General features: G+C 68.9%; 27 protein-coding genes. 23 read left to right on the forward strand and 4 right to left on the reverse strand.

The features are described 5' to 3' along the window. Nucleotides 1-3: 3 nt before the first annotated feature. From CEP17_RS03890 to CEP17_RS03905, 4 genes are read left to right on the forward strand one after another with little or no spacing between them, the layout of a single operon-like run. Nucleotides 4-1,578, forward strand: coding sequence for an AMP-binding protein (locus CEP17_RS03890; protein ID WP_112931337.1), 1,575 nt, complete (start codon nucleotides 4-6; stop codon nucleotides 1,576-1,578). Beyond that, on the forward strand, nucleotides 1,565-2,242 hold the full coding sequence (locus CEP17_RS03895) for a TetR/AcrR family transcriptional regulator (protein WP_112931338.1): 678 nt from the start codon (nucleotides 1,565-1,567) through the stop codon (nucleotides 2,240-2,242). Before CEP17_RS03890 ends, CEP17_RS03895 begins: the two co-directional genes overlap by 14 nt. Then, nucleotides 2,235-2,987: a 3-hydroxybutyrate dehydrogenase gene (locus CEP17_RS03900; protein ID WP_112931339.1), complete on the forward strand. Its 753-nt coding sequence runs from the start codon at nucleotides 2,235-2,237 to the stop codon at nucleotides 2,985-2,987. The genes CEP17_RS03895 and CEP17_RS03900 overlap by 8 nt, the downstream gene beginning before the upstream one ends. Then, nucleotides 2,984-3,898 carry an alpha/beta hydrolase gene (locus CEP17_RS03905; RefSeq protein WP_112932862.1) on the forward strand — a complete coding sequence of 305 codons (915 nt, stop codon included), beginning with the start codon at nucleotides 2,984-2,986 and terminating at the stop codon, nucleotides 3,896-3,898. Before CEP17_RS03900 ends, CEP17_RS03905 begins: the two co-directional genes overlap by 4 nt. 12 nt (nucleotides 3,899-3,910) lie before the next feature. Here CEP17_RS03905 and CEP17_RS03910 read toward each other — a convergent pair whose 3' ends face one another. Next, nucleotides 3,911-4,699: an IclR family transcriptional regulator gene (locus CEP17_RS03910; RefSeq protein ID WP_112931340.1), complete on the reverse strand. Its 789-nt coding sequence runs from the start codon at nucleotides 4,697-4,699 to the stop codon at nucleotides 3,911-3,913. Between the two features lie 107 nt (nucleotides 4,700-4,806). On the opposite strand from CEP17_RS03910, the gene CEP17_RS03915 reads away from it, so the two are divergent. Genes CEP17_RS03915 through CEP17_RS03925 form a run of 3 tightly spaced genes read left to right on the forward strand, consistent with a single transcriptional unit; the run spans nucleotide 4,807 to nucleotide 7,443 of the window. Continuing rightward, entirely contained in the window at nucleotides 4,807-5,607 is an 801-nt protein-coding gene (locus CEP17_RS03915; protein WP_112931341.1) for a CoA transferase subunit A, read from the forward strand. Between the two features lies 1 nt (nucleotide 5,608). Then, the gene (locus tag CEP17_RS03920) at nucleotides 5,609-6,262 is read left to right on the forward strand and encodes a CoA transferase subunit B (protein WP_204359856.1); all 654 of its coding nucleotides are present in this window, start codon (nucleotides 5,609-5,611) and stop codon (nucleotides 6,260-6,262) included. Further along, nucleotides 6,259-7,443 (forward strand): acetyl-CoA C-acyltransferase, encoded by a 1,185-nt coding sequence (locus CEP17_RS03925; protein ID WP_112931342.1) that lies wholly within the window; start codon nucleotides 6,259-6,261, stop codon nucleotides 7,441-7,443. The genes CEP17_RS03920 and CEP17_RS03925 overlap by 4 nt, the downstream gene beginning before the upstream one ends. A 28-nt stretch (nucleotides 7,444-7,471) precedes the next feature. Here CEP17_RS03925 and CEP17_RS03930 read toward each other — a convergent pair whose 3' ends face one another. Further along, a complete protein-coding gene (locus CEP17_RS03930) occupies nucleotides 7,472-8,098 on the reverse strand; it encodes a TetR/AcrR family transcriptional regulator (protein ID WP_112931343.1) in 627 nt (208 codons plus the stop codon). A gap of 82 nt (nucleotides 8,099-8,180) precedes the next feature. Between CEP17_RS03930 and CEP17_RS03935 the strand changes: the two genes are divergently transcribed. Both CEP17_RS03935 and CEP17_RS03940 read left to right on the forward strand, forming a co-directional pair. Then, nucleotides 8,181-9,692, forward strand: a complete 1,512-nt coding sequence (locus CEP17_RS03935) for an MFS transporter (RefSeq protein WP_239498580.1) — start codon at nucleotides 8,181-8,183, stop codon at nucleotides 9,690-9,692. A 68-nt stretch (nucleotides 9,693-9,760) separates the two neighbouring features. Further along, nucleotides 9,761-10,201 carry a GNAT family N-acetyltransferase gene (locus CEP17_RS03940; RefSeq protein WP_112931345.1) on the forward strand — a complete coding sequence of 147 codons (441 nt, stop codon included), beginning with the start codon at nucleotides 9,761-9,763 and terminating at the stop codon, nucleotides 10,199-10,201. A 23-nt stretch (nucleotides 10,202-10,224) separates the two neighbouring features. On the opposite strand, the gene CEP17_RS03945 is transcribed toward CEP17_RS03940, so the two are convergent. Beyond that, a complete protein-coding gene (locus tag CEP17_RS03945) occupies nucleotides 10,225-10,479 on the reverse strand; it encodes a hypothetical protein (protein WP_112931346.1) in 255 nt (84 codons plus the stop codon). Between the two features lie 70 nt (nucleotides 10,480-10,549). On the opposite strand from CEP17_RS03945, the gene otsA reads away from it, so the two are divergent. The 10 genes from otsA to serA all read left to right on the forward strand — a co-directional run bounded on the left by otsA (nucleotide 10,550) and on the right by serA (nucleotide 21,300). Further along, nucleotides 10,550-11,941 carry an alpha,alpha-trehalose-phosphate synthase (UDP-forming) gene (otsA, locus tag CEP17_RS03950; RefSeq protein WP_112932864.1) on the forward strand — a complete coding sequence of 464 codons (1,392 nt, stop codon included), beginning with the start codon at nucleotides 10,550-10,552 and terminating at the stop codon, nucleotides 11,939-11,941. Then, nucleotides 11,938-12,717 (forward strand): trehalose-phosphatase, encoded by a 780-nt coding sequence (gene otsB / locus CEP17_RS03955; RefSeq protein WP_112931347.1) that lies wholly within the window; start codon nucleotides 11,938-11,940, stop codon nucleotides 12,715-12,717. Before otsA ends, otsB begins: the two co-directional genes overlap by 4 nt. Nucleotides 12,718-12,726: 9 nt before the next feature. Further along, a complete protein-coding gene (gene ilvD, locus CEP17_RS03960) occupies nucleotides 12,727-14,433 on the forward strand; it encodes a dihydroxy-acid dehydratase (RefSeq protein ID WP_112931348.1) in 1,707 nt (568 codons plus the stop codon). A 59-nt stretch (nucleotides 14,434-14,492) separates the two neighbouring features. Then, entirely contained in the window at nucleotides 14,493-16,292 is a 1,800-nt protein-coding gene (locus tag CEP17_RS03965) for an acetolactate synthase large subunit (protein WP_112931349.1), read from the forward strand. Nucleotide 16,293: 1 nt separating this feature from the next. Beyond that, nucleotides 16,294-16,803 carry an acetolactate synthase small subunit gene (gene ilvN / locus CEP17_RS03970; protein WP_112931350.1) on the forward strand — a complete coding sequence of 170 codons (510 nt, stop codon included), beginning with the start codon at nucleotides 16,294-16,296 and terminating at the stop codon, nucleotides 16,801-16,803. A 71-nt stretch (nucleotides 16,804-16,874) separates the two neighbouring features. Further along, on the forward strand, nucleotides 16,875-17,900 hold the full coding sequence (ilvC, locus tag CEP17_RS03975) for a ketol-acid reductoisomerase (RefSeq protein WP_039415608.1): 1,026 nt from the start codon (nucleotides 16,875-16,877) through the stop codon (nucleotides 17,898-17,900). A 103-nt stretch (nucleotides 17,901-18,003) separates the two neighbouring features. Continuing rightward, nucleotides 18,004-18,729: a copper homeostasis protein CutC gene (locus CEP17_RS03980; protein ID WP_112931351.1), complete on the forward strand. Its 726-nt coding sequence runs from the start codon at nucleotides 18,004-18,006 to the stop codon at nucleotides 18,727-18,729. Continuing rightward, nucleotides 18,726-19,241: a DNA polymerase III subunit gamma/tau gene (locus CEP17_RS03985; protein WP_112931352.1), complete on the forward strand. Its 516-nt coding sequence runs from the start codon at nucleotides 18,726-18,728 to the stop codon at nucleotides 19,239-19,241. Before CEP17_RS03980 ends, CEP17_RS03985 begins: the two co-directional genes overlap by 4 nt. Then, nucleotides 19,238-19,591 carry a bacitracin resistance protein gene (locus CEP17_RS03990; protein WP_112931353.1) on the forward strand — a complete coding sequence of 118 codons (354 nt, stop codon included), beginning with the start codon at nucleotides 19,238-19,240 and terminating at the stop codon, nucleotides 19,589-19,591. The genes CEP17_RS03985 and CEP17_RS03990 overlap by 4 nt, the downstream gene beginning before the upstream one ends. Nucleotides 19,592-19,695: 104 nt before the next feature. Further along, nucleotides 19,696-21,300 (forward strand): phosphoglycerate dehydrogenase, encoded by a 1,605-nt coding sequence (gene serA / locus CEP17_RS03995; RefSeq protein ID WP_036318364.1) that lies wholly within the window; start codon nucleotides 19,696-19,698, stop codon nucleotides 21,298-21,300. A gap of 138 nt (nucleotides 21,301-21,438) precedes the next feature. On the opposite strand, the gene CEP17_RS04000 is transcribed toward serA, so the two are convergent. Next, nucleotides 21,439-21,981, reverse strand: a complete 543-nt coding sequence (locus tag CEP17_RS04000; RefSeq protein WP_039415597.1) for a TetR/AcrR family transcriptional regulator — start codon at nucleotides 21,979-21,981, stop codon at nucleotides 21,439-21,441. Between the two features lie 64 nt (nucleotides 21,982-22,045). Here CEP17_RS04000 and CEP17_RS04005 point away from each other — a divergent pair, with 64 nt between their 5' ends. From CEP17_RS04005 to CEP17_RS04020, 4 genes are all read left to right on the forward strand, one after another. After that, nucleotides 22,046-23,596 (forward strand): MFS transporter, encoded by a 1,551-nt coding sequence (locus CEP17_RS04005; protein WP_112931354.1) that lies wholly within the window; start codon nucleotides 22,046-22,048, stop codon nucleotides 23,594-23,596. Between the two features lie 69 nt (nucleotides 23,597-23,665). Beyond that, nucleotides 23,666-24,718 carry a 3-isopropylmalate dehydrogenase gene (locus tag CEP17_RS04010; protein ID WP_112931355.1) on the forward strand — a complete coding sequence of 351 codons (1,053 nt, stop codon included), beginning with the start codon at nucleotides 23,666-23,668 and terminating at the stop codon, nucleotides 24,716-24,718. Nucleotides 24,719-24,767: 49 nt separating this feature from the next. Then, entirely contained in the window at nucleotides 24,768-25,898 is a 1,131-nt protein-coding gene (locus CEP17_RS04015) for a branched-chain amino acid aminotransferase (protein ID WP_112931356.1), read from the forward strand. Further along, nucleotides 25,895-26,662: a fumarylacetoacetate hydrolase family protein gene (locus CEP17_RS04020; RefSeq protein ID WP_112931357.1), complete on the forward strand. Its 768-nt coding sequence runs from the start codon at nucleotides 25,895-25,897 to the stop codon at nucleotides 26,660-26,662. The genes CEP17_RS04015 and CEP17_RS04020 overlap by 4 nt, the downstream gene beginning before the upstream one ends. Nucleotides 26,663-26,664 lie beyond the last annotated feature (2 nt).

A 26,664-nucleotide genomic window follows, 5' to 3' on the forward strand; every position in this document is an offset into this window, starting at 1 on the left:
CGCGTGAGGGGCGAGTCGGACGGAGCGCACACGATCGGTCGCTGGCTGCGTGACCGGGCCGTCTCTGCCGCCGGCCGCACGGCGATCGACGACCGCGGTGTCCGGATCGGCTACGGCGACCTGGAGGCCCGCGCACACGAGCTCGCGCTGTCGCTGCGGCGTGCGGGATACGGACCCGGAGATCGTCTGGCGACCATCACCGGCAACTCGATCGATCACGTCGTGGTGTTCTTCGCATGCGCGAAGGCGGGAGTGGCGATGGTTCCCCTGTCGTGGCGCCTGTCATCGCGCGAACTCGCCGAGATGCTGCGCCATGCGGAACCGGCACTCGTGGCCATCGAGGACGAGTATCTCGCCATCGCCACCGATGCCTTCGCGCGTCTGTCCTCATCGCCACCGATCACTCTGCTGGGCACCACCGGCATCGAATCGGCGGTGCCGGCCCGAGCGGGCGCCGGACGATCATCGGCGTCAGCCACGGCCGGCCGCGCCGTGCGCGACGACGACCCCCTCCTCGTCATCTACACCTCCGGCAGCGAGGCGGCGCCCAAAGGCGTCGTGCTCACGCATGCGAACTGCTTCTGGAACAACCTCGCTCTCGCCGGAGTGGCCCAGCTCACCGCCGATGACGTCGTGCTCGCCGTGCTGCCGCAGTTCCACGTCGCCGCGTGGAACTGTCAGCCGCTCCTCGCCTGGTGGGTCGGCGCCACCGTCGTCCTGGAGCGTTCCTTCCAGCCTCGACGGGCGCTGCAGCTGATCCGAGAACGCGGCGTGACGGCGATGATGGGAGTTCCCACGCAGTACCGGATGCTGGCCGATGACCCCGATTTCACGGCGCGTGGTCTCGGGCGCGTTCGGCAGGCCCTGGTGGGCGGTGCGACGATCCCGCCGGCTCTGGCCCAGCGGTGGGCGGATGCCGGGGTACCGCTGAGCCAGGGGTACGGCCTGACCGAGGCGGCGCCGAACGTGCTGTGCCTGCCGGCATCCGAAGCGCGTGAGAACCCCGGAGCGGTGGGGCGCCCGTATCCGCACGTCGACGTACGGATCGTCGATCCCGAGAGCGAGCTCGTTCTCGACGGGGAGGCGACGGGTGAGCTGTGGGTGCGCGGACCGAGCGTGTTCGCGGGATACCTCCACGATGAGGAGGCGACCTCCCGAGTCCGATCGGGGGCGTGGTTGCGCACCGGTGACATCGTGCACCGCGACGCCGAAGGCATCTTCCGCATCGTCGACAGGATGAAGGACATCTTCATCTCCGGCGGCGAGAACGTCGCGCCCGCGGAGGTCGAGCGCGCGCTCCTGCTGCATCCCGGCGTCGCCGATGCGGCCGTGGTCGGTGTTCCCGATGATGTGTGGGGCGAGCGCGGTGTCGCTTTCATCGTGAGAGAAGACGGCGCCGCGCTGGGTGCCGACGAGGTGCTCGCCCACGCGCGGTCGGAGCTCGCGGGTTTCAAGGTCCCCGTGCGCGTCGTCTTCGTCGATGACCTGCCACGGTCCACGATCGAGAAACTGGCTCGTGCGCGATTGCGCGCGTGGGCCGCCGACCTGGTGAGAGGAAGTGCTCATGAGCACAGTTGAGCAGTTCGAGCCCGAAGCGGCTTTCTCCGCAGCCGGCAAACCCTTGACCAAGCGCGGCGAAGCCACACGTCGCAAACTCCTCGAGGCCGCAGAGGAGGTCTTCGCCGACCTCGGCTATCACGAGGCGTCGATCGTGAAGATCACCGAGCGCGCGGGAGTCGGACTGGGGACGTTCTATCTCTACTTCGACAGCAAGCAGCAGATCTTCGAGGAGCTCGTCGTCGACCTCAACCGTCGCGTGCGTCACGCGATGGCGCAGGCGATGGCAGACACCGACAACCGCATCGACGCGGAGCGTGCCGGCTTCGAAGGCTTCTTCCGGTTCACGGCGGCCCATCCCGCCCTGTACCGCGTGGTGCGTGAGGCCGAGTTCGTCTCTCCCGAGATGCTGCGTCTGCACTACACCCGCATCGTGGAGGGCTACGAAGCCGGTCTGCGCGCCGCCCAGGCGTCGGGCGATGTCGACACCGCCCTGGATCCCGAGGTCACGGCGTGGGCCCTCATGGGGGCCGGGGAACTCATCGGTATGCGCTTCCTGCTGTGGGAGCGCGATGAGGAAGGCCGTCCGCCGGCCGCGATCGGCGACGAGATCATCGACGGCATGATGCGCTTCATCCGCAACGCGCTCGCGGTGCGCACCGAGAAGGGATCAAGGCATGAGTGAACAGGAACTCTCGGGTCGTCGCGCGGTGATCACTGGCGGTGCCAGTGGTATCGGGCTTGCCTGCGCGGAAGAGTTCGCGCGCCGTGGCGCACACGTCGTGATCGCGGACTTCAACGGTGAAGCCGCCCAGCGCGCTGCCGACCGCGTGGGGGGAGAGGCCTGGGTCGTGGACCTGTCCGACACGGTCGCGCTCGACGAGCTGTCGCTGCACGTCGACATCCTCCTCAACAACGCGGGTGTGCAGACGGTCGCGCCCCTCGAGACGTTCTCGCCGGAGCGGTTCCGTTTCATGCAGCGACTCATGGTCGAATCGCCCTTCCTCCTCATCCGCGCCGTTCTGCCCGGGATGTACGAGCGGGGCTGGGGGCGGATCATCAACATCTCCAGCGCCCACGGTCTGCGCGCGAGCGCCTACAAGTCGGCGTACGTGACGGCGAAGCACGCGCTGGAAGGGCTGTCGAAGGTCACGGCGCTGGAGGGCGGCGCTCATGGGGTGACCAGCAACTGCATCAACCCGGCCTACGTGCGCACGCCACTGGTCGAGAAGCAGATCGCCGACCAGGCGCGCGTCCACGGCATCGGCGAGGACGAGGTGGTCGAGAAGGTCATGCTCACCGAGTCGGTGATCAAACGCTTGATCGAGCCGCACGAGGTCGCCTCACTGGCCGCGTGGCTCGCCGGCGACGACGCCGGCATGGTCACGGGCGCCAGCTACACGATGGACGGCGGGTGGACGGCACGATGAGCACCCGTACCGCGCGCGCCGTCGACGTGGACGTTCCCGGGGGGCGGCTGAGGGTGGGGGTGTGGGATGCCGAGTCTGGTGCCCCCACGATCCTCGCCGTCCATGGAGTGACGTCGTCGCACCTCGCGTGGGAGCTGCTGGCCGCGGCGCTGCCGGGAGTGCGGATCGTCGCGCCCGACCTGCGCGGACGCGGACGGAGCAACCGGCTGACGGGACCCGCCGGCATGGCTGTGCACGCCGATGACCTCGCCCTCGTCTGTCGCGCACTCGAGGTCGTGCCCGATCTGGTGGTCGCGCACTCGATGGGCGCGTTCGTCTCGGTGGTCTTCGCAGATCGGCATCCGGAGCTCGCTCGACGACTCCTCCTCGTCGACGGAGGTCTCCCGCTGGCCGCGCCAGAGGGGCTCTCGCCGGACGAGCTCGTCGCTGCCATCCTGGGCCCGACGGCCGAGCGGCTGTCGAAGAGGTTCGCCACCGTCGACGCGTACCTCTCGTTCTGGCGAGGACACCCCGCATTCGCGGACGACTGGTCGAGCGAGCTGGAACACTACCTGGCTTACGATCTCGAGCCCGAGCCGGACGGTTCGTATCGACCGGCGACGAGCTATGCGACGACGCTCGAGGACACCGTCGACATGAACACGCGCTCGACGGTTGCGGATGCGCTCGGCGCTCTCACGACGCCCTCGACACTGGTGACGGTGCCGCGCGGCCTGCAGGACGAGACCCCCGGACTCTATCCACCGGCGCACCTGGCGGCGCAACTGCGGGCCTACCCTCCGGTGGCGCACGTCGCGTGGCCCGAGTTCAATCACTACACGGTGGTGCTCTCGCGCGCCGGAGCAGACAGGTTGGCGGCGCTCGTGGAGGAGCAGCTCGGGGCTTCCGTTCCGCGGCTTCCGGCCGCCTAGCTTCTCTCGCGCTCAGCGGGCGCCCGCGGCCACGCGGGTCGTCAGTTGGTGTGCGTGGGCGAGCAGTGTGCGGCCGAGCTCCGGGATGCGCTCCGGCGTGAAGCGGAACTCCACGCCCGTCAGGCTCAGTGCCCATTGCGGATGGCCGGAGCGCGTGAACACGGCGGCTCCCAGACCGAAGCTGCCTTCGACGATGAGGCCCGGATTGAGGGCGTAGCCGCGAGCCTGCGTCTCGCGCAGCCGCGCTCGCAGACGTGGTTCGGCGTGCGGGGCGCCGTGGCGCTCGCCGAGGTCGGGATGGCGATCGAAGTAGGCGTCCACATCGTGAGGAGGAAGAAAGGCCAGGATGGCCAGCCCGGCCGAGGCGACGCCGAGGGGGAAGCGCACGCCCTCCGACAGCACGAACGAGCGGATGGGGAAGGCGCCGTCCTCGCGGATGAGACAGACCGTCTCGTCGCCGCGGCGCACGGACAGGAACGCGCTCTCCTCCGTGCGGACCGCCAGCGACCGCACGATGTCACGCGCGATCGCCGTGATGTCGTACCGGGATGCCGCGACCGTTCCCATGAGATAGAGCTCGGGCCCGGGCACCCAGGCCCCCGACTTCTCGTCCTGATCGACGAGACCTTCGTGACGCAGCGCGGACAGCAAACGGTGCACCGTGGGTCGGGTGAGATCCGCCCGGCGCGCGATCTCGGCGCCCGACACGCCGTCTGCGCCCGCGGACGTCACCAATCGCAACAGAGCTGCTGCGCGGGCGACGGACTGGGCGCCGGGCACGGTGCGTCGCGAGGTGTCCATGATGTGGACAGTAGGCGACGCGGCATCCACATGGCAAGCGGCGAGGTGCGGACCGCGCCGACGGGGCGGAGGATGGGAGGGCACACGCGATGACAAAGGAGTGATTCGTGATCGACAAGACCTATCCGTCCGCGGCCGACGCCGTGGCCGACATTCCGGACGGCGCGTCGCTCGCCGTCGGCGGGTTCGGCCTGTCCGGCAACCCCATCGCACTCATCCAGGCATTGCTCGCTCAGGGCACGAGCGAACTGTCGGTGGTGTCCAACAACTGCGGTGTCGACGACTGGGGGCTCGGTGTACTCCTGAATGCCAAGCGCATCCGCAAGATGACCTCGTCGTACGTCGGCGAGAACAAGGAGTTCGAGCGCCAGTTCCTCTCCGGCGAGCTCGAGCTCGAGCTCACCCCGCAGGGGACTCTCGCGGAGAAGCTGCGTGCCGGCGGCGCCGGGATCGCGGCGTTTTATACGCAGACGGGGGTCGGTACGCAGGTGGCCGAAGGGGGACTGCCTCGCGCCTACGACGGCGCGGGGGGTGTGGCTGTCGCGTCGCCGCAGAAAGACGTCCGCGCCTTCGATGTGACGGGTGAGAAGCGCGACTACGTGCTCGAAGAGGCGATCGTGACCGATTTCGCGCTCGTCCACGCCGCCAAGGGCGACACGCACGGCAATCTCGTCTTCCACCGCGCGGCACGCAACTTCAATCCGCTCGCCGCGATGGCGGGCCGCGTCTGCATCGCGCAAGTCGAAGAGCTCGTCGCGCCGGGCGACCTCGACCCGGACAGCATCCACCTGCCGGGCATCTACGTGCATCGCATCGTCGAGGTGGGCAGCGACATCGAGAAGCGGATCGAACGGCGCACCGTCACCGTGTCGGACGCGGCCGCACGGACATTTCCCGAAGGAGCCTGACATGGCATTGACCCGCAACGAGATGGCCGCCCGCGCGGCCGCCGAACTCACGGACGGCTCGTACGTGAACCTCGGTATCGGCCTGCCGACCCTGGTGCCGAACTTCGTGCCCGACGGCGTCACCGTCGTGCTGCAGTCCGAGAACGGCATCCTGGGCGTCGGCCCGTACCCCACCGAGGAGCAGGTCGATCCCGACCTGATCAACGCGGGCAAGGAGACCGTGACCGTGCTTCCGGGCGCCTCGTTCTTCGACTCCGCGCTGAGCTTCGGAATGATCCGCGGTGGCAAGATCGACGCCGCGATCCTCGGAGCGATGCAGGTCTCGGCGTCGGGCGACCTTGCGAACTGGATGATCCCGGGAAAGATGGTGAAGGGTCCCGGCGGCGCCATGGACCTGGTGCACGGTGCCGCCCGTGTGATCGTGCTGATGGAACACGTCGCCCGTGACGGCTCGGCCAAGATCGTCCATCAGTGCACGTTGCCGCTGACCGGGCGCGGAGTGGTGGACCGCATCATCACCGACCTGGCCGTCATCGACGTCACCGACCGAGGACTCGTTCTCGTCGAGACCGCTCCGGGCGTCAGCGTCGACGAGGTCCTCGCCGCCACGGAACCCCCTCTGATCATCGCCGAGAAGCTCAAGGAGATCGCATGAGCACCGCCGACATCGTCATCGTCGCTGCCGCCCGCACCCCGCAGGGGCGACTCAAAGGCCAGCTGGCCGCTTTCACCGCCCCGCAGCTGGGTGGCCTCGCGATCGCGGGGGCGCTGGCGGCGGGCGCGATCCCTGCGGATGCCGTCGACGCGGTCATCATGGGGCAGGTGCTGCCCGCGGGATCGGGACAGAACCCCGCGCGCCAGGCCGCGCTGGCCGGCGGGATCGGATGGGACGTCCCGGCATCCGGTGTCAACAAGGTGTGCCTGTCGGGGCTCACGGCCATCATCGACGCGAAGCGGATGATCGCGTCGGGCGATGCGACCGTGGTCGTGGCCGGCGGTATGGAGTCGATGACGCGCGCCCCGCACCTGCTCATGGGCTCGCGCGACGGATGGAGCTACGGCTCGGTGGAGGTGCTGGACCACATGGCCTACGACGGCCTCACCGACGCCTACGACCGCGAGAGCATGGGCGCATCGACGGAGCGCCTCAACCCGCGATACGAGGTGACGCGTGAGCAGCAGGACCATGTCGCTGCCCTCTCGCACCAGCGCGCGGCAGCGGCACGGGATGCCGGCGTCTTCGACGCGGAGATCGTGCCCGTGGAGGTCCCGCAGCGCCGCGGAGCGGCGGTCACCGTGACGAGCGACGAGGGCATCCGTGCAGACACGACCGAACTGACCCTGGCCGGGCTTCGCCCCGCGTTCTCCGCCGACGGCTCCATCACCGCCGGCAACGCCTCGCAGATCTCCGACGGTGCTGCTGCCGTCGTCCTGACGACGCGCGCGCACGCAGATGAGAACGGGTGGCCGGTGCTGGCCGTCGTCGGAGCCGCGGGTCAGGTCGCGGGCCCGGACAACTCCCTGCACGCGCAGCCGGCGCGAGCGATCGCTCAGGCTCTGCAGCGGCAGCACCTTGCGGCATCCGATCTCGATCTCGTCGAGATCAACGAAGCGTTCGGGGCGGTCGTCGCACACTCGCAGCGCGAGCTGGGAATCGGCGAGGACGTCGTGAATGTGCACGGGGGAGGCATCGCCCTGGGTCATCCGATCGGAGCGTCCGGCGCACGTCTGGTCGTGCACGCCGTGCACGAGCTCGTTCGCCGAGGCTCGGGAACCGCGGCCGTCGGTCTCTGCGGCGGCGGTGGTCAAGGGGAGGCGCTGATCCTGACGCGCTGAGCCGCGCCGATCGGGTAGCGCGCTGGGGTCAGCCCTCGCGCAGACCGAGCGCGGGCAGGAGCACGTCGTCGACGAGGGAGATGACGAAGTCGCGGTCGACGGGTCTGCCGAGCATGAGAGTGCGGTAGGCGGTCATCGACGGGATCACCTGCGAGAGCAGCGCGAGGTCGACGTCGCGGGCGACCTCGCCGCGATCGATGGCGCGTTGGATCAGCACACGCAGCGCGGCCGCCCTCGGCTCGACGATGGCGGCGCGCGCGGCATCCGCGAACTCGGGGGACTCCGACATCAGCGAGACCATTCCCGCCATGATGCGCAGTTTCCGCTCCCCGTCCTTCATGACGGGAGCCTTGATGTTCGCGACCAGGTCGCCGCGCAGCGATCCCGTGTCCGGAAGATCGGCGTGGGAAGAGCTCTTCATGCAGGCGACGGCGTCGATGACCAGCTCCGCCTTGGAGGGCCACCGTCGGTAGAGCGTGGCCTTGCCCGCACGCGCACGTGCGGCGACCATATCGACGGTCATGCGCTCGTACCCCTTCTCGGCGAGGATGTCGAGAGCAGCGGCGAGGATCTCGGGGTCGCGGGAGTGATCGCGCTTGCGACCCAGCTTGGGGGTGGGATCGACGTCCTCATCGGCGAGGGTGGTATCCGTCATGGGAAACAGTCTAGTTCAGGAACCGGCATGTTCAGGAACTGGTTGGTTTCGGAACTCGCAAGTGTCGTATAAAGTCTCCCGCATGACCTCACCCTCACCCGAAGCCGCTGCGGCGGCGCCCTCCGGCCGGCGCTGGCTGACACTCGGTGTCGTCGCGCTGGCACAGCTGATGGTCGTCCTGGACGCGACCGTCGTGAACATCGCGCTGCCGGCGGCGCAGGCCGATCTGCAGTTCTCGGTCGGCGACCGGCAGTGGATCATCACCGCGTACTCGTTGGCCTTCGGCTCACTCCTGCTGCTCGGCGGCCGTCTGTCGGATCTCATCGGACGCAAGCGCGCCTTCATCATCGGACTCGTCGGGTTCGCGCTCGCATCGGCGCTCGGCGGGATGGCGGGGTCCTTCGGGCTGCTCGTCGTCGCTCGCGCACTGCAGGGCGCGTTCGGTGCACTGCTGGCTCCCACCGCACTCGCCGTGCTGACGACGACCTTCACCGACCCCAAGGAGCGGGGTCGTGCCTTCGGCGTCTTCGGCGCGATCGCGGGCGCCGGCGGCGCCATCGGCCTCCTGCTCGGCGGCATCCTGACCGAGGACCTCAGCTGGCGCTGGAACCTCTACATCAACGACGTCATCGCGGTCGTCGCCGTCATCGGGGCGATCTTCTTCGTGCACACGGTCGCCCGCACCGGTCCCCGTCCGAAGCTCGACGTGCCGGGCACGATCCTCGTCTCCGGAGCCCTGTTCTCTCTCGTGTTCGGCTTCTCACGGGCCGAGACCGACGGCTGGGGCGCGCCCATCACCTGGGGGACGCTCACTACCGCGGGCGTTCTGCTCATCGCCTTCGTGCTGTGGCAGCAGCGCGCCGAACATCCTCTGCTGCCGCTGCGGATCGTCCGCGATCGCAACCGGGCGTCGGCGTACAGCTCGATCCTCATCGCCGGTGCGGGGATGTTCGGGATCTTCCTGTTCGTCACCTACTACCTGCAGACCACGCTGGGGTACTCGCCGATCCAGACCGGTCTGTCGTTCCTGCCGATGATCGCCATGCTCGTGCTCAGCGCGCAGCTGTCGACCAACATCTTCCTGCCGCGCTTCGGCCCGAAGGTCATGGTGCCGATCGGTATGACACTCGCGGCCGTGGGCATGGTGCTGCTGACGCGGCTCGACGCGTCCAGCCAGTACCTCGTCGACCTCCTGCCTGCGCTGATGCTGCTCGGGCTCGGCATGGGGTCGATCATGCCCCCGTCGATCCAGACCGCGACGCTCGGTGTCGATCGCGAATTCGCCGGTGTCGCGTCGGCGATGGTCAACACCTCGCAGCAGGTCGGCGGCTCGATCGGCACGGCATTGCTGAACACCCTCGCAGCGACGGCGGCCGCCGACTTCGTCGCGGCGCACGCTCCGGCCACGCCGCAGGTTCTGGCCGATGCCGCTCTGCACAGCTACGCGACGGCGTACTGGTGGGGGGCCGGCGCATTCGCACTCGGCGCGGTGGTGGCCGCCCTCGGATTCCGGCGCAAAGCGTCCGTTCGCCGGGCCGCGGATGCCGCGACCACCTCGGTCGACACCGCGGGCGAGCCCGTGCTCGCCCACTGAGCGAGGTCCTCGCCGCGCGACCGCATCAGCCGGTCGGGCGGCGAGGCCGTGCGCGGTAGCCTCGGTGCATGGTGACGATCACTGCGCTGAGCGCGACCGACCGCGAGGAATGGGCTGACCTGTGGTCCGGCTACCTGACGTTCTACGAAAGCGATCTCGCCGAAGAGGTGACCGACGACGTCTACCGTCGTCTCGTCGCCGGGGTCGAGCTGCACGGGGCCATTGCGCGCGATGACGAGGGCCGCGCGGTCGGCATCGTCCACTGGCTGTTCCACCCGTCCACGTGGGCGACCGGTCCGTACTGCTATCTCGAGGATCTCTTCGTGTCACCGGACGCGCGCGGCGGCGGTATCGGCGGCGCACTCATCGCTCACGTGCGCGCGCAGGCCGACGCCGCCGGCGCGGTCAAGATCTACTGGCTGACGCAGAAGGACAATGCGACGGCGCGCGCTCTCTACGACCGGGTCGCAACCGACACCGGTTTCGTGCATTACGAGATCGGGCTCTGAACGCGCGTCTCAGCTCTCGATGCTCACCGTTGCAGGCGCTTCGCCAGCAGCTTCTCCTCGCTCCCGCGCACGGGGGAGTCGGTGGAGATGATCCGTCCGCGGGAGGCGCGATAGGTGTCCACGATCGTGCCGATGGACAGGGCCAGAGTGATTCCCCAGCTCAGCCACGCGAGCGCCTGACGCCACGTGAACGGCACGTCGCCACGGAGGCCGCGCAGCAGCGCGAGGCCGCTGGTCACGGCGGAGATGATCCCGGTCCCGAACAGGTACTTGCGCATGCGACCACGTTAGCCTGGAAGAACGCCTGCCGAGAGGAGCCGCGTGAGCGACCCGAAGTCCGAGGCCGACATGATCGTCGTGTCCAACCGCCTGCCCGTCGACCATGATCCGAGCGTCGAGGGTGGGTGGCGTCGTTCGCCGGGCGGCTTGGTCGCCGCTCTCGAACCGGTGCTGCAGCGCACCGGCGGGGCGTGGGTGGGCTGGCCCGGCACCGCCGACCTCGAGATCGATCCCTTCGAACTGGAGGGGATGTCGCTCGTGCCCGTCGCATTGTCCGCCGAGGACGTGGCGCTGTATTACGAGGGATTCTCCAACGACACGATCTGGCCGCTCTACCACGACGTGATCTCGCCGCCGGCCTACCACCGTGAATGGTGGGAAGCCTACGTCCGCGTCAACCGCCGTTTCGCCGAGGCGGTGGCGTCGACCGCCGCGGACGGCGCGGTCGTCTGGGTGCAGGACTATCAACTGCAGTTGGTGCCGCGGATGCTGCGCGAGCTGCGGCCCGACCTGGTGATCGGCTACTTCCACCACATTCCGTTCCCGGCATACGGCATCTATGCTCAGCTTCCCTGGCGCAAGCAGGTGCTGGAGGGACTTCTGGGGGCCGATGTCATCGGATTCCAGCGGGTGCAGGATGCCGGCAACTTCGCCACGGCCGTGCGCCGTCAACTGGGGTTCGAGACGAAGGCGGGTGCGATCCGGGTCCCCGAGCCCGACGGCGCGGTTCGCACCGCCGTCGCCAAGGCATACCCCATCTCGATCGACGCCGACCTGTACGACGAGCTGGCTCGCCGCCCGGAGGTGCAGGCCCGGGCCGCCGAGATTCGAGAGAGCCTCGGCAACCCGAAGACGATCCTCTTCGGCGTCGACCGTCTCGACTACACCAAAGGCATCGGTCACCGCCTGAAGGCGTATGGAGAGCTTCTCGAGGACCACCGCCTCGATGTCGAGGACGTCACGCTCGTGCAGGTCGCGAGCCCGAGCAGGGAGCGCGTCGCGGCCTACATGCAGCTGCGTGACGAGATCGAGCTCACGGTCGGCCGCATCAACGGCGACCACGACACCGTCGGGCATACGGCCATCCGCTACCTGCATCACTCGTATCCCCGGGAGGAGATGGTCGCGCTGTACCTCGCGGCGGATGTGATGCTCGTGACCGCCCTTCGCGACGGGATGAACCTGGTGGCGAAGGAGTATGTCGCCAGCCGCGTCGACGGACGCGGCGTGCTCGTACTCAGCGAGTTCACCGGCGCCGCCGACGAGATGTCGCAGGCGGTGAAGGTCAATCCTCACGACATCGAGGGACTGAAGGACGCCATCATGACGGCGATCGAGATGTCACCCTCCGAACAGGGGCGCCGCATGCGCGCCCTCCGCCGCCGCGTGCGCGACCACGACGTCGCCGACTGGTCGCGGCGTTTCCTCAGCGATCTCGACGCGGTGAGGGCGACGTCGTGAGCGTCGACGACGCTCTGGCACGCCTGGCGGTCACGGATCGTCTTCTGGTGGCCCTGGATTTCGACGGCACCCTGGCGCCGTTGATCGACGAGCCGATGGCGGCGCGCATGAGTGCCCCCGCGCGGGCCGCCGTCGACGCGCTCGCTCGCGTTCGCGCGACGACCGTCGCCCTCGTGTCCGGGCGCACGCTGCGCGATCTGCGGATCATCGCCGAGCACGACGATGACTCGCCTCTGCTGCTGGCGGGTTCGCACGGCGCGGAGCAATGGCCGCCGTCCGGCTCCGACGACGCGTCGACGGTCGACGTTGCGCTCCTGGCGCTGCGCGACCGGCTGCGCGCTCGAGCCGAGGCGATCGCGGCCGGCGTCCCGGGCGCCTGGATCGAGCCGAAGGAGTTCGGGTTCGCGCTGCACACGCGTCTCGCGACGGATTCTGCGGGCACACGCTCGGCGCACGATGGTATCGCTCGCCTCATGGAGGCCGAGGCGCCCACGTGGCGCCGTCGCGACGGGCACGACATCCTCGAGTACGCCTTCCGCACGGAGGGCAAAGACGGCGCGGTGGCGCGCCTGCGGGCGCAGACGGAAGCGACCGCGGTCCTGTTCGCGGGCGACGACGTCACCGATGAGGACGCCCTGCGCAGTCTCGAGCCCGGCGACGTCGGCGTGCGCGTCGGGCCGGGGGAGACGGCGGCACGTGTCCGTGTGGCCGGCATCCCCGAACTGGCGGCGTTGTTGACGCGTCTCGCGCACGATCGGGACACCCTGCGGGAATAGACTTCGAGGATGCCGGACAGCGATCCCACCATCGACATCAAGCCGCGCAGTCGTGTCGTCACGGACGGCATCGAGGCGACGACCTCCCGCGGCATGCTGCGTGCCGTCGGCATGGGCGATGAGGACTGGGACAAGCCCCAGATCGGCATCGCCTCCAGCTGGAACGAGATCACGCCGTGCAATCTGAGTCTGGACCGGCTCGCGCAAGGCGCCAAGGAGGGCGTCCACGCCGGCGGCGGGTACCCGCTGCAGTTCGGCACCATCTCCGTGTCCGACGGCATCTCCATGGGCCACGAGGGGATGCATTTCTCGCTGGTGTCCCGTGAGGTCATCGCCGACTCCGTGGAGACCGTGGTCATGGCCGAGCGGCTCGACGGCACCGTCCTGCTCGCCGGCTGCGACAAGTCGATCCCGGGCATGCTCATGGCCTCGGCGCGTCTCGATCTCTCCAGTGTGTTCCTCTATGCGGGTTCCATCGCGCCCGGCTGGGTGAAGCTCTCGGACGGCACGGAGAAGGACGTCACGATCATCGACTCCTTCGAGGCGGTGGGCGCGTGCCTTGCGGGGAAGATGAGCGAAGCGGACCTCAAGCGCATCGAGTGCGCGATCGCGCCCGGCGAGGGCGCGTGCGGCGGCATGTACACCGCGAACACGATGGCCTCCGTCGCCGAGGCGCTGGGGTTGAGCCTTCCCGGCTCCGCCGCACCGCCGTCGGCGGACCGTCGCCGCGACTACTACGCCCACCGCTCCGGCGAAGCGGTCGTGAACCTGCTGCGTCAGGGCATCACGACGCGCGACATCCTCACCAAAGAGGCGTTCGAGAACGCCATCGCACTGGCCATGGCCCTCGGCGGCTCGACCAACGTCGTGCTGCACCTGCTCGCCATCGCCCGCGAAGCCGAGGTGGAGCTCAGCCTGCACGACTTCAACCGCATCGGCGACAAGGTCCCGCATGTGGCGGACATGAAGCCGTTCGGGAAGTTCGTCATGAACGACGTCGACCGTCACGGCGGCATTCCCGTCATCATGAAAGCGATGCTCGACGAGGGGCTGCTGCACGGCGACGCCCTCACGGTCACCGGCAAGACCCTCGCGGAGAACCTCGCCGAGCTCGATCCCGACCCGATCGACGGCACCGTCATCCACACCTTCGACGACCCCATTCATGCCACGGGCGGCATCACGATCCTCCACGGCTCGCTGGCCCCGGAAGGGGCGGTCGTGAAGACCGCGGGCTTCGACGCGTCGGTGTTCGAGGGCCCTGCACGGGTGTTCGAGCGGGAGCGCGCCGCGATGGACGCCCTGGAGGCGGGCGAGATCGCCGCCGGCAGCGTCATCGTCATCCGCTACGAGGGCCCGAAGGGCGGCCCCGGCATGCGCGAGATGCTCGCCATCACGGCGGCGATCAAGGGCGCAGGGCTCGGAAAAGATGTACTACTCTTGACGGACGGCAGATTCTCAGGCGGCACAACCGGCCTGTGCATCGGCCACATAGCACCCGAAGCGGTGGACGCAGGTCCTATCGCCTTCGTGCGCGATGGTGATCTGATACGGGTCGATATCGCGGCTCGCACTCTCGACCTACTCGTCGACGACGCAGAGCTGAACTCCCGCCGTGACGGCTGGGAGCCGCTTCCCCCGCGCTACACCCGTGGCGTTCTGGCCAAGTACTCGAAACTCGTGCGCTCCGCAGCGGAGGGCGCGACGACCGGCTGAGGCCGTGACACCAGGGCGGGAAGCCGCCCTCACACGCATCTGACACCCGAGGTACCACTATGTCTCTCGACACCGCGGCCGTGCCGCGACCACCTGCCCGCGGAGCTGCCGCTCCTGTGATGACCGGCGCCCAGGCCGTCGTCCGATCCCTGGACATGCTCGGGGTCACGGACGTCTTCGGTCTGCCCGGCGGCGCCATCATGCCGGTGTATGACCCCCTGATGGACGATGAGGCGGTGCGCCACATCCTCGTCCGTCACGAGCAGGGCGCCGGCCACGCGGCGGAGGGATATGCCGCCGCATCCGGACGCACGGGCGTGGCGATCGCGACGTCCGGTCCGGGCGCGACCAACCTGGTCACCGCCATCGCCGACGCCTACATGGATTCGGTCCCGCTGGTCTGCCTCACCGGCCAGGTGTTCAGCCACCTCATGGGCACCGACGCCTTCCAGGAGGCGGACATCGTCGGCATCACCATGCCGATCACGAAGCACTCGTTCCTGGTCAAGACAGCCGAGGAGATTCCCGCCGCGATCGCGGCGGCGTTCGAGATCGCCTCGACGGGCCGGCCCGGACCCGTCCTCGTCGACATCACGAAGGATGCGCAGCAGGCCTCGGCACCGTTCGTGTGGCCCCCGAAGATCGAGCTGCCCGGATATCGCCCCGTGACGAAGGCCCACGGCAAGCAGATCCAGGCGGCGGCGCAGTTGATCGCGCATGCGAAGAAGCCCGTGCTGTACGTCGGTGGCGGCGTCATCCGCGCCCGTGCCGCGGCGGAGCTGCGCGTGTTCGCCGAAGCGACCGGCGCCCCCGTCGTCACGACGCTGATGGCGCGCGGAGCGTTCCCCGACTCGCACCCGCAGAACCTCGGCATGCCCGGGATGCACGGCACGGTGCCCGCGGTGCTCGCCCTGCAGGAGTCCGATCTGATCGTCGCCCTGGGCGCGCGCTTCGACGACCGCGTCACCGGAAAGGCCGACGAGTTCGCGCCGAACGCGCAGGTCGTCCACGTCGACATCGACCCGGCGGAGATCTCGAAGATCCGCACGGCCGACGTGCCGATCGTGGGGGATCTGAAGGAGGTGCTCGTCGACCTGGATGCCGCCTTCCAGAGCGCCCGCGCCGATCACACGCCCGACATCGCCGAGTGGTGGTCGTACCTGGATGGTCTGGTCACCGAGTTCCCGCTGGGCTACGCCGAGCCGGAGGACGGCCTCCTTGCTCCGCAGTACGTCATCAAGCGCATCGGCGAGCTCACCGGGCCCGAGGCCGTCTACGCCGCCGGCGTCGGACAGCATCAGATGTGGGCGGCGCAGTTCATCGGCTACGAGCGCCCCAACGCGTGGCTCAACTCCGGCGGTGCCGGAACGATGGGCTACTCGGTACCGGCCGCGATGGGCGCCAAGGTCGCCGAGCCCGACCGCGTCGTGTGGGCGATCGACGGCGACGGCTGCTTCCAGATGACGAATCAGGAACTGGCCACGTGCGTGCTGAACGACATCCCGATCAAGGTCGCGATCATCAACAACTCGAGCCTCGGCATGGTGCGCCAGTGGCAGACGCTGTTCTTCGCGGGACGTCACTCCAACACCGATCTCAACACGGGTCACGGGACAGTGCGCGTGCCCGATTTCGTGAAGCTCGCGGAGGCCTATGGCTGCCTCGGCATCCGTGTGGAGAAGCTCGAAGAGGTGGATGCCGCCATCACGCTGGCACTCGAGACGAACGATCGACCGGTCGTGATCGACTTCGTCGTGTCGGCCGACGCGATGGTGTGGCCGATGGTCCCGCAGGGCGTCAGCAACAGCTTCGTCCAGTACGCCCGCGATCATGCGCCCAGCTTCGACGGGGAGGACTGAGATGAGCCGTCATGTCCTGAGTCTTCTGGTCGAGAACAAGCCGGGTCTGCTGACCCGGGTGGCCGGCCTGTTCGCCCGCCGCGGCTTCAACATCGAGTCGCTCGCGGTGGGCGTCACCGAGGTGCCCGGCCTGTCGCGCATCACGGTCGTCGTCGACGTCGAGGAGCTCCCGCTGGAGCAGGTGACCAAGCAGCTGAACAAGCTGATCAACGTCATCAAGATCGTCGAACTGGAGCCGGCGGCGTCCGTACAGCGCGATCACATGCTGATCAAGGTGCGCGCCGACAACCAGACGCGCTCCAACGTGATCGAGGTCGTGAACCTCTTCCGTGCGTCCGTGGTCGACTATGCGACGGACGCCCTCGTCGTCGAGGTCACGGGTGATCGCGGCAAGATCGACGCCATCCTTCGCGCCCTCGAGCCGTTCGGCATCAAGGAGCTCGCCCAGTCGGGCCTGTTGGCCATCGGCCGCGGCGGCAAGTCCATCACCGAACGCGTCCTGCGCGGCTGATTCCCTCACGGGCGCCTCGACTCGCTGCGCCCGCTCAATGACCGGAAAGAAATCAAGGAGAAACACACACCATGGCTGAGATCTTCTACGACTCCGACGCCGACCTGTCCGTCATCCAGAACAAGAAGGTCGCGATCGTCGGCTACGGCTCGCAGGGACACGCGCACGCGCAGAACCTCCGCGACTCGGGCGTCGAGGTCGTCATCGCGCTCAAGGACGGCTCGAAGTCGATCGCGAAGGCCCAGGAGGACGGCTTCGAGGTGAAGAACGTCGCCGATGCCACCGCATGGGCCGACCTGATCATGATCCTCGCGCCCGACCAGCACCAGCGCGGCATCTACAGCGAGAGCATCCTGCCGAACCTGTCGGCCGGCAAGACCCTGGCCTTCGCCCACGGCTTCAACATCCGCTTCGGCTACATCGACGCCCCCGAGGGTGTCGACGTGATCCTCGTCGCCCCGAAGGCGCCGGGGCACACCGTGCGTCGCGAGTTCGTCGCCGGCCGCGGCATCCCGGACATCATCGCCGTCGAGCGCGACGCCTCTGGCCACGCCTGGGAGACCGCGCTGTCGTACGCGAAGGCGATCGGCGGCACGCGCGCCGGCGTCATCAAGACCACGTTCACCGAAGAGACCGAGACCGACCTGTTCGGTGAGCAGGCCGTGCTCTGCGGTGGCGTGTCCCAGCTCGTCCAGTACGGCTTCGAGACGCTGACCGAGGCCGGCTACCAGCCGCAGATCGCGTACTTCGAGGTGCTGCACGAGCTCAAGCTCATCGTCGACCTCATGTGGGAGGGCGGAATCGCCAAGCAGCGCTGGTCGGTTTCCGACACCGCCGAGTACGGCGACTACGTCTCGGGCCCGCGTGTCATCGACCCGCGCGTCAAGGAGAACATGCAGGGCGTTCTGGCCGACATCCAGTCCGGCGCTTTCGCCGAGCGCTTCATCGGCGACCAGGACGCCGGTGCGCCCGAGTTCCAGGAGCTGCGTGCGAAGGCCGCCGCCCACCCGATCGAGGCCGTGGGCAAGGACCTGCGCGCCCTGTTCGCGTGGAAGCAGCAGGACGCCGACTACACCGAGGGCTCCGCCGCGCGCTGACCTCGTCCAGACCTCGGCACACCCGCCGAGAAGGCTTGCGAAAGCCACACCGGCCCGGCCCCCACACAAGGGGGCCGGGCCTTTCGCTTGCTAGCGTGACAGGATGACCGTCGCGTTGGAGATCGCCGTTCAGGATGTCGCGGGCGCCCGCGCCGCCATCGACGCAGGAGCGGACCGGCTCGAGCTCTGCCAGGCGCTGGCTGTCGGTGGGCTCACGCCGTCGATCGCGCTGGTGGAGATGACGGTCGCCGCTGTCGGCGGGGAACGCGTGAACGTGCTCGTGCGTCCCCGCGCGGGAGGATTCGTCTACGACGACGACGAGATCGCCCTCGTCGCCGCCGACATCCACGCGGTGATGGCCGCCGGGGCCGCGGGTGTCGTCGTCGGCGCACTGACTCGCGACGGGCACGTGGACGCGGCGGCGCTGCGCAGGTGGAGAGACGCCGCCGGCGACGGCACGCTCGTCTTCCACCGGGCGATCGACGCGGCAGACTCGCCGCTCGCCGTTCTCGATGGGCTCGCCGCGGCCGGTGTCGACCGTGTGCTGAGCTCGGGCGGGGCCGCGCGATCGGTCGACGGCACGGAGGTGCTGCGACGTCTGGTCTCGGCGGGCACCGGTGTCGAGATCATGGCCGGCGGCGGCATCCGCGTGGGCGACATCGCGCGTATCGCGGACGCGGGCGTCGACGCCGTGCATCTGTCCGCCCGGGCCGTCACCGGTCTCGACGTCCCGTCGGGGCCCGGGGGAGGAACGGGCGGCCACGACGTCACCGACCCGGTCGTGGTGGCGGCAGCTGCGGCCGCGGTGCGCAGTACGCTTTCGGAGTGAGCACGCCACGTGATGACGACGCCCTGACCTGGGACGGCGACGACGATCCCACTCTCGACGTGGGACACCGTCCCACCGTCGAGTCGACGCCCGAGCCGGCGCCCGAGCCGGAACCGGCCGTGCTTCCCGACGGATTCACCGCCGTCGGCAAGGGCAGCGCCACCGTCGGCCACATCGACGCGGACGGCACCGTCACGATGCCCGATGAGCCGACGCAGATGTCGAACGCGATGCTCGTGACGCTCGGCATCCTCGCCGGTGCCTACCTGCTCTTCACGATCGGCTGGATCATCGGCGGCCTGCGTCTGCAGGGCACGGCGGAGTTCCTGGTCAGCCCGGTGGGATACGCGGCGGCCCTGTGGCTGGCCGTCGCAGCGGCGCCGGTCTGGTTCCTCACGGTGTTCGTCCTGACGCGCGCCGCGAAGGCGTGGGTACGCGTGCTGCTGTTGGTCGGCGGGCTCGCGCTGCTCGTGCCGTGGCCGTTCATCCTCGTCGGGGCGGTGGGACGATGACCACGAGTGCTCCCACCCCGCAGCGGACGCGTGTGCTGCCCACCTGGCTGATCGTCGCCATCTCGGTCGTGTTCGGCCTGTTCTACGCCTATTTCGTGTGGAACGCCGTCGGCTTCCTCTCGCAGGCGGCCTCCGGCGCGCAGCCGCTGAACGCCTACGGCTGGTTCGTGCTGCTGCTGTCGGTTCTGTTCCCGCTGATCGCGTTCGGTGTCGCCTTCGCCGTCGGCTGGCGGCGGAGGTGGTGGGAGTTCGCGCTCGTCCTCATCGCCGGTCTCTGCGTCGTCGCGGTGTTCTGGCTGAACATCCTGACGTACACGGTCGGACCGTCCGGCTCCTCGATGCTCGGCTGAGGGATCGCTTTTCCCCGGTCGTCACACGGTCGGGGGCGTTGCGGTGCGACCGGTAGGCTGGCATCCTTCCACCCGCTCCGATCCTGCGCAAAGGTCCTGCCGCTGTGTCCAAGCCTGTCGTCCTCATCGCCGAAGAACTCTCACCCGCCACGATCGACGCCCTGGGGCCGGACTTCGATGTCCGTCAGGTCGACGGCACCGACCGTCCCGCGCTCCTGTCGGCGCTGGCCGACGCCCACGCCATCCTGATCCGGTCGGCGACGAAGGTGGATGCCGAGGCGATCGCCGCGGCTCCCGTGCTCAAGGTCGTCGCGCGCGCCGGCGTCGGACTGGACAACGTCGACATCAAGGCCGCCACGGCGGCCGGCGTCATGGTCGTCAACGCGCCGACCTCCAACATCATCTCGGCGGCCGAGTTGACGATCGGGCACATCCTCAGCCTTGCCCGGCACATCCCGGCCGCACATGCTTCGCTCGCCGCCGGTGCGTGGAAGCGCAGCTCCTTCACGGGCACGGAACTCTTCGAGAAGACGGTCGGCATCATCGGCCTCGGCCGCATCGGCGCCCTCATCGCCGCGCGTCTGCAGGCATTCGGCGTGAGTGTCGTGGCGTACGACCCGTACGTCACGCCGACGCGCGCACAGCAGCTCGGTGTGACGCTGCTGAGCTTGGACGACCTGCTCGCGCAGAGCGACTTCGTCACGATCCACATGCCGAAGACGCCCGAGACGACGGGCATGATCGGCGCGGCGCAGTTCGCGCTGATGAAGCCGACCGCGTACGTGGTGAATGTCGCGCGTGGCGGGCTCATCGACGAGGAGGCGCTGCACACAGCGCTGACCACGGGTGAGATCGCCGGCGCCGGCCTCGACGTGTTCACGAGCGAGCCGCCGAAGGCCGACGGCACCGCGTTCCCGCTGCTGTCGCTGCCGAACGTCGTCGTCACCCCGCATCTGGGTGCCTCGACCGATGAAGCGCAGGAGAAGGCCGGCATCTCGGTGGCCCGTTCGGTCAAGCTCGCCCTCGAAGGCGACCTCGTGCCCGACGCCGTCAACGTCGCCGGCGGCGTCATCGACCCGTTCGTGCGTCCCGGCATCGCCCTCGTCGAGCAGCTCGGACAGGTCTTCTCGGGCCTTGCGACCAGCGCCCTCACGAGCCTCGACATCGAGGTGCGCGGCGAGCTCGCTGCGTACGACGTGAGCGTGTACCGCCTCGCGGCGCTGAAGGGCATCTTCACGAAGATCGTCAGCGAGAACGTGTCGTACGTGAATGCGCCGCTGTTCGCCGAGCAGCGCGGCATCGAGACGCGCTTGATCGTCGAGGCGGACAGCCCGCTGTACCGCAACATCACGATCCTGCGCGGCACCCTTTCGGACGGCACCGTTCTCGAAGTGGCCGGAACGCTTGCCGGCACGCGGATGGTCCCGAAGATCGTCGGCATCAACGGCTACGAGATCGAGGTGCCGATCGACAAGCACCACATCCTCATGCGCTATGCGGACCGCCCGGGCATCGTCGCGATCTACGGGCAGAAGCTCGGTGAGGCGGGGATCAACATCGCCGGTCTGTTCGTCGCTCAGCCCGACGCCTCGGGTCGCGCTCTCTCGGTGCTCACGGTCGATCAGCCCGTGCCGGACGCGATCCTCGACGACACCCGCGAGGCCATCGGCGCCGACCTCTTCCGTCAGCTGGAGATCGTCGAAGCCTGATCCCGCGCCCGCGGGTGTTCGCCGTGCCACGGCATCCCGTCGTCGAGCCGCCATGACCTCTCCGAGCCGCTACGGTTTGGCGCGCAGCACCATAGCGGCTCGGTGAGAACGTGGCGGCTCGGCAGGATGCGTGCGGGGTCAGCGGACCGCGCGCTCGACGAGAGCGACCAGCGCGTCCAGCGCGGCGCCGCGGGGGACCGGCCCCGGGATCGATCCGCCCGACAGCGCGTTGTTGAAGTACAGGCCGTCGCCCACGAGCATCACGAGATCGAGCGCGGCGCCGTCGGGAGCGTACGGACGCAGGGCGTCCGCCCACTTCTCCCTGACCTCGCGCAGTGCTTCAGCGGCCTGGCCGTTCCCGCCCTGGGCCAGGCGGGAGGTGGCGAGGATGACGCGGTCGATCGGGTCGTTCGACATGACCGATGAATGCAGATAGTGGGCGATGGGGCCGCCCGGGTAGGTCGACATCGCCGCGACGTCCTCGTCGACGAGGGTCTGGAGGCGTTCGATGAGACCTGCCTCGAGCATCTCCTTCGAGGCGAAGTGGTAGAGCAGGCCGCCTTTGGAGACACCCGCGGCCCGCGCCGTGGCATCGATCGTCGCCGCTCGCTCGCCCTCGTCCACGAGGATCGCCTCGAAGGCGTCGAGCACCTTCTCGCGGGCCAGGGGAGGGCGACTCATGGTCTCGATCGTATCCAGCGAGCGGCATCCATGTCTGTTACTATACCGGCTGGACGGTTTACAAATGATGACACTGACTGAAGAGATCACCCTGGCCGAGTCGAACGGGAAGCGCGTGGGATGGCGCGGCTGGCTCGCACTGATCGTGCTGATGCTGCCGGTTCTGCTCGTCTCTGTGGACAACACGGTGCTGAGCTTCGCCCTGCCCGACATCGCCCTGAGCCTGAACCCCTCCAGCGCCCAGCAGCTGTGGATCATCGACGCCTATCCGCTGGTGCTCGCGGGGCTCCTGGTGACGATGGGCACGCTCGGCGACCGCTTCGGGCGTCGACGGATGCTGCTGATCGGCGCGACCGGCTTTGCCGCGGTGTCGGTGCTGGCCGCCTTCGCGCCCAGCGCCGCCTGGCTCATCGCCGCACGTGCCGGTATGGGCGTGTTCGGCGCGATGCTGATGCCGTCGACCCTGTCGCTGCTGCGCAGCATCTTCACCGACCGCGACCAGCGCCGCATGGCGATCGCGGTATGGGCGTCGATGTTCTCCGCGGGGGCGGCCCTGGGGCCGATCGTCGGCGGGATCTTGCTCGAGCACTTCGCGTGGGGCTCGGTCTTCCTCATGTCGGTGCCGGTTCTCGTGCCGCTGCTGATCCTGGCGCCGCTGCTGGTGCCCGAGAGCCGTGATCCGCGCCCTGGACGCATCGACCCGATCAGCATCGCTCTGTCGATGTTGACGATGGTGCCGATCGTCTACGCGATCAAGGAGGTCGCGGTGCACGGCTTCGGCGTGCTCCCGGTGGTGCTGACGATCGCCGGGCTCGGCTTCGGTGTCGTGTTCGTTCGCCGTCAGCTCGCTTCCGCGCAGCCGATGCTCGACATGCGGCTGTTCGCCCGTGGCACCTTCAGCGGCGCGCTGCTGGTGAACCTGCTCAGCGTCGTCTCTCTCGTGGGCTTCCTGTACTTCGTCGCGCAGCATCTGCAGCTCATCGTCGGTCTGTCGCCGATGGAGGCGGGATTCGCGCTCGTTCCCGGCATGGCGGCGATGATCGTCGCCGGACTGCTCGTCGTGCCGATCGCCCGCCGCGTCTCGGCGCGCGTGATCGTTCCGATCGCACTGTCGTTCTCGGTCATCGCCTACCTGCTCGTTCCCGGCGCGGTCGGAGACGGCGCCCTGGCGCTGCTGATCGCCGCCTTCGTGCTGCTGGGCATCGGCATCGGTGCCGCCGAGACGGTGTCGAACGAGCTCATTCTCGCCAGTGCGCCGCCGGCGAAGGCCGGCGCGGCCAGCGCCGTGTCGGAGACGGCCTACGAGCTGGGCGCCGTCTTGGGCACGGCGGTGCTCGGCGGCATCCTGACAGCCGCGTATCGCACGGGCATCGTGCTCCCTGCGGGTGTCGCGGGTGCCACGGCGGATGCCGCGCGCGAGACCCTGGCAGGGGCGATGACCGTCGCGGGCGCCCTGGACGGTGCCACCGCCGATGCGCTGCGCACGGCGGCGGCTCACGCTTTCGACGCGGGTGTCGGCATCACCGCGGTGATCGGAGCCGTGCTCGTCGCCATCGCAGCGGTCATCGCGGCCACTACGCTGAAGGGGTCGCGCAGCGCCCACGTCGAGCACTGATCCGTCCTCACGGACGTCCGCACCGACGGCGCCGCGCATGCCCGAGTACGAGCTGTGTCGAGGAGTTCCATGTCGCGTGTGATCAAGCTGGCCGTCATCCCCGGTGACGGCATCGGTCCGGAGGTCGTCGCAGAGGCGGAGAAGGTGCTCGACGCCGTGACCGCGGCATCCGAGGTCACCTTCGACAAGACGCTCTTCTCCCTCGGGGCGGCGCGCTACCTCGAGACGGGAGACACGCTCACGGACGATGATCTGGCCGCCATCGCCGCACACGACGCGATCCTGCTCGGTGCCGTCGGGGGCGTACCGGGCGATCCGCGTCTGAAGGACGCGAACATCGAGCGTGGGCTGCTGTTGAAGCTGCGGTTCTCGCTGGATCACTACGTCAATCTGCGTCCTTCGAAGCTGTATGCGGGAGCGCCGGGGCCGCTTGCCGATCCCGGTGAGATCGACTTCGTCGTGGTCCGGGAGGGCACGGAGGGCCCCTACGTCGGTAACGGCGGTTCCATCCGCACCGGGACACCGCACGAGGTGGCCAACGAGACGTCGGTCAACACGGCCTTCGGTATCGAGCGCGTCGTCCGGTACGCGTTCGCTCATGCCGAGCGCCGCCGCAAGAAGGTGACCCTCGTGCACAAGACGAACGTCCTGGTGCACGCGGGCGGGATGTGGAAGCGGATCGTGGATGCCGTGGCATCGGAGCACCCCGAGGTGACCGTAGACTATGTGCACATCGACGCGGCCACCATCTATCTGGTCACGAACCCGGGCCGCTTCGACGTGATCGTCACCGACAACCTCTTCGGCGACATCCTCACCGACTTGGCCGGCGCCGTCACCGGAGGCATCGGCCTCGCCGCTTCGGGAAACATCAACCCCGACGGCGCGTTCCCCTCGATGTTCGAGCCCGTGCACGGCTCGGCGCCGGACATCGCGGGACAGCAGAAGGCCGACCCCACGGCCGCGATCCTCTCCGTCGCCCTCATGCTCGATCATCTCGGGCTCGCCGACGAAGCCGCGCGCGTCACCCGCGCCGTCGAGGAGGACATCGCCCACAGGGGCTCCGCACCCCGCGCCACCGCTCAGGTCGGCGACGCCATCGCCGCCGCGGTGCAGGCGTAGCCTGGAACCGCCGCACGTACGCCGACCGCTCACACCCTCAGGACACGACATGAGCCTCATCTACGAACCCGACGCCGGACTCGCCCCTCTGGAGTTCGCGGTCACCCGCAACCTCGCAGCGAAGTCCGCTGCGGAGCGCGAGCAGCTGCTCGCCGATCCTGCCTTCGGAACGACCTTCACGGACCACATGGTCGACATCTGCTGGTCGGTGCGCGGCGGGTGGCACCGTCCCCGCGTGCAGCCCTACGGCCCGCTGTCGCTCGACCCCGCTGCCGCCGTGCTGCATTACGGGCAGGAGATCTTCGAGGGCATCAAGGCCTACCGGCATGCCGACGGTTCCGTGTGGACCTTCCGTCCCGATCAGAACGGTCGTCGCCTGCAGCGCAGCGCACGACGCCTGGCGCTTCCCGAGCTGCCGGTGGAGTACTTCATCGAGTCCTTGAAGGCGCTCATCGCCGTCGATGGCGCCTGGGTGCCCGCCGGCGCCGACCAGAGCCTCTACCTGCGCCCGTTCATGTTCGCCAAGGAGGCGTTCTTGGGTGTGCGTCCGGCGAACAAGGTCGGTTACTACGTGATCGCGTCGCCGGTCGGCGCGTACTTCAAGGGCGGCGCCAAGCCGGTGTCGATCTGGCTCAGCGAGGACTATGCGCGCGCGGGCAAGGGCGGCACGGGCGCGGCGAAGACGGGCGGCAACTATGCCGCCAGCCTGCTGCCGCAGGCGGAGGCGTACGAGCAGGGCTGCGACCAGGTCGTCTTCCTCGACCAGGATCGCAACGTGGAAGAGCTGGGCGGGATGAACGTCGTGTTCGTCTACAAGGACGGCACGATCGTGACGCCGCAGTCGGACTCGATCCTCGAAGGCATCACACGCGACTCGATCCTGCAGCTCGCTGCCGACCGCGGCCACAAGATCGAGGGCCGCGCGGTCTCGATCGACGAGTGGCGTTCGGGTGTCGCCTCCGGCGAGATCGTCGAGGTGTTCGCATGTGGCACCGCCGCCGTCGTCGCTCCGATCGGTGTGCTGAAGGGGCGCGACTTCGTCGACGAGCAGCCCCTCGGCCCGCTCGCCCAGTCGCTGCGCGACGAGCTCACCGACATCCAGTACGGGCGTCGCGACGACACGCACGGCTGGCTCGTGCGTCTCGACGAGCCGGTGACAGATGCGGAGCCGGCCGCGTGAGGATCGTCCGTTTCAGTCACAACGAGGCGATCCGCTTCGGCATCGTCGACGGGGCCGAGCTGGTCGTCTTGGCGGGTGATCCGTTGTTCGCGGGTTTCGAGACGACGGGGGAGCGGGTTCCGCTCGGTGAGGTCGCGCTGCTCGCTCCTGTCATCCCGCGCTCGAAGATCGTCTGCGTCGGCAAGAACTACCGCGACCACGCCGCCGAGATGGGCGGCGAGGCTCCGGCCGCGCCGCTGCTGTTCCTGAAGCCGAACACCGCGGTGATCGGACCGGGAGATGCGATCGTGCGGCCTTCGCAGTCCGAGCGCACCGATTTCGAGGGCGAGCTCGCGATCGTGATCGGCCGTGTGGCCAAGAATGTCCCGGCATCCGCTGCGCTCGATTACGTGTTCGGGTACACGATCGGCAACGACGTGACCGCGCGTGATCTGCAGAAGTCGGATGGGCAGTGGGCGCGCGCCAAGGGGTTCGACACGTTCTGCCCGCTCGGTCCGGCGATCGAGACGGAGTTCGACCTCGAGGGCGGCGCGCGCATCGTGACGCGGGTGGACGGCGACGTGCGCCAGGACGGCCCGATCTCCGACATGGTGCACTCGGTGCCGGAGATCATCGCCTACGCCTCGGCCGCGTTCACGCTGCTGCCGGGGGATGTGATCCTCACCGGTACGCCGGCCGGCATCGGACCGTTCGACGCGGGCCAGACCATCGAGATCGAGATCACGGGCCTGGGCACGCTGCGCAACACCGCGCGAAACGCGTGAGC

Source organism: Microbacterium sp. PM5 (genome assembly GCF_003293595.1).
Lineage (GTDB): Bacteria > Actinomycetota > Actinomycetes > Actinomycetales > Microbacteriaceae > Microbacterium.

Excerpts from the sequence above, each read along its gene's own strand:
- CEP17_RS03895 (WP_112931338.1), top strand. The coding sequence starts at position 1,565 with ATGAGCACAGTTGAGCAGTTCGAGCCCGAAGCGGCTTTCTCCGCAGCC.
- CEP17_RS03900 (WP_112931339.1), top strand. The coding sequence starts at position 2,235 with ATGAGTGAACAGGAACTCTCGGGTCGTCGCGCGGTGATCACTGGCGGT.
- CEP17_RS03905 (WP_112932862.1), top strand. The coding sequence starts at position 2,984 with ATGAGCACCCGTACCGCGCGCGCCGTCGACGTGGACGTTCCCGGGGGG.
- CEP17_RS03910 (WP_112931340.1), bottom strand. The coding sequence starts at position 4,699 with ATGGACACCTCGCGACGCACCGTGCCCGGCGCCCAGTCCGTCGCCCGC.
- CEP17_RS03920 (WP_204359856.1), top strand. The coding sequence starts at position 5,609 with ATGGCATTGACCCGCAACGAGATGGCCGCCCGCGCGGCCGCCGAACTC.
- CEP17_RS03925 (WP_112931342.1), top strand. The coding sequence starts at position 6,259 with ATGAGCACCGCCGACATCGTCATCGTCGCTGCCGCCCGCACCCCGCAG.
- CEP17_RS03930 (WP_112931343.1), bottom strand. The coding sequence starts at position 8,098 with ATGACGGATACCACCCTCGCCGATGAGGACGTCGATCCCACCCCCAAG.
- CEP17_RS03935 (WP_239498580.1), top strand. The coding sequence starts at position 8,181 with ATGACCTCACCCTCACCCGAAGCCGCTGCGGCGGCGCCCTCCGGCCGG.
- CEP17_RS03940 (WP_112931345.1), top strand. The coding sequence starts at position 9,761 with ATGGTGACGATCACTGCGCTGAGCGCGACCGACCGCGAGGAATGGGCT.
- CEP17_RS03945 (WP_112931346.1), bottom strand. The coding sequence starts at position 10,479 with ATGCGCAAGTACCTGTTCGGGACCGGGATCATCTCCGCCGTGACCAGC.
- otsA (WP_112932864.1), top strand. The coding sequence starts at position 10,550 with ATGATCGTCGTGTCCAACCGCCTGCCCGTCGACCATGATCCGAGCGTC.
- ilvD (WP_112931348.1), top strand. The coding sequence starts at position 12,727 with ATGCCGGACAGCGATCCCACCATCGACATCAAGCCGCGCAGTCGTGTC.
- CEP17_RS03965 (WP_112931349.1), top strand. The coding sequence starts at position 14,493 with ATGTCTCTCGACACCGCGGCCGTGCCGCGACCACCTGCCCGCGGAGCT.
- ilvN (WP_112931350.1), top strand. The coding sequence starts at position 16,294 with ATGAGCCGTCATGTCCTGAGTCTTCTGGTCGAGAACAAGCCGGGTCTG.
- ilvC (WP_039415608.1), top strand. The coding sequence starts at position 16,875 with ATGGCTGAGATCTTCTACGACTCCGACGCCGACCTGTCCGTCATCCAG.
- CEP17_RS03980 (WP_112931351.1), top strand. The coding sequence starts at position 18,004 with ATGACCGTCGCGTTGGAGATCGCCGTTCAGGATGTCGCGGGCGCCCGC.
- CEP17_RS03990 (WP_112931353.1), top strand. The coding sequence starts at position 19,238 with ATGACCACGAGTGCTCCCACCCCGCAGCGGACGCGTGTGCTGCCCACC.
- CEP17_RS04000 (WP_039415597.1), bottom strand. The coding sequence starts at position 21,981 with ATGAGTCGCCCTCCCCTGGCCCGCGAGAAGGTGCTCGACGCCTTCGAG.
- CEP17_RS04005 (WP_112931354.1), top strand. The coding sequence starts at position 22,046 with ATGATGACACTGACTGAAGAGATCACCCTGGCCGAGTCGAACGGGAAG.
- CEP17_RS04010 (WP_112931355.1), top strand. The coding sequence starts at position 23,666 with ATGTCGCGTGTGATCAAGCTGGCCGTCATCCCCGGTGACGGCATCGGT.
- CEP17_RS04015 (WP_112931356.1), top strand. The coding sequence starts at position 24,768 with ATGAGCCTCATCTACGAACCCGACGCCGGACTCGCCCCTCTGGAGTTC.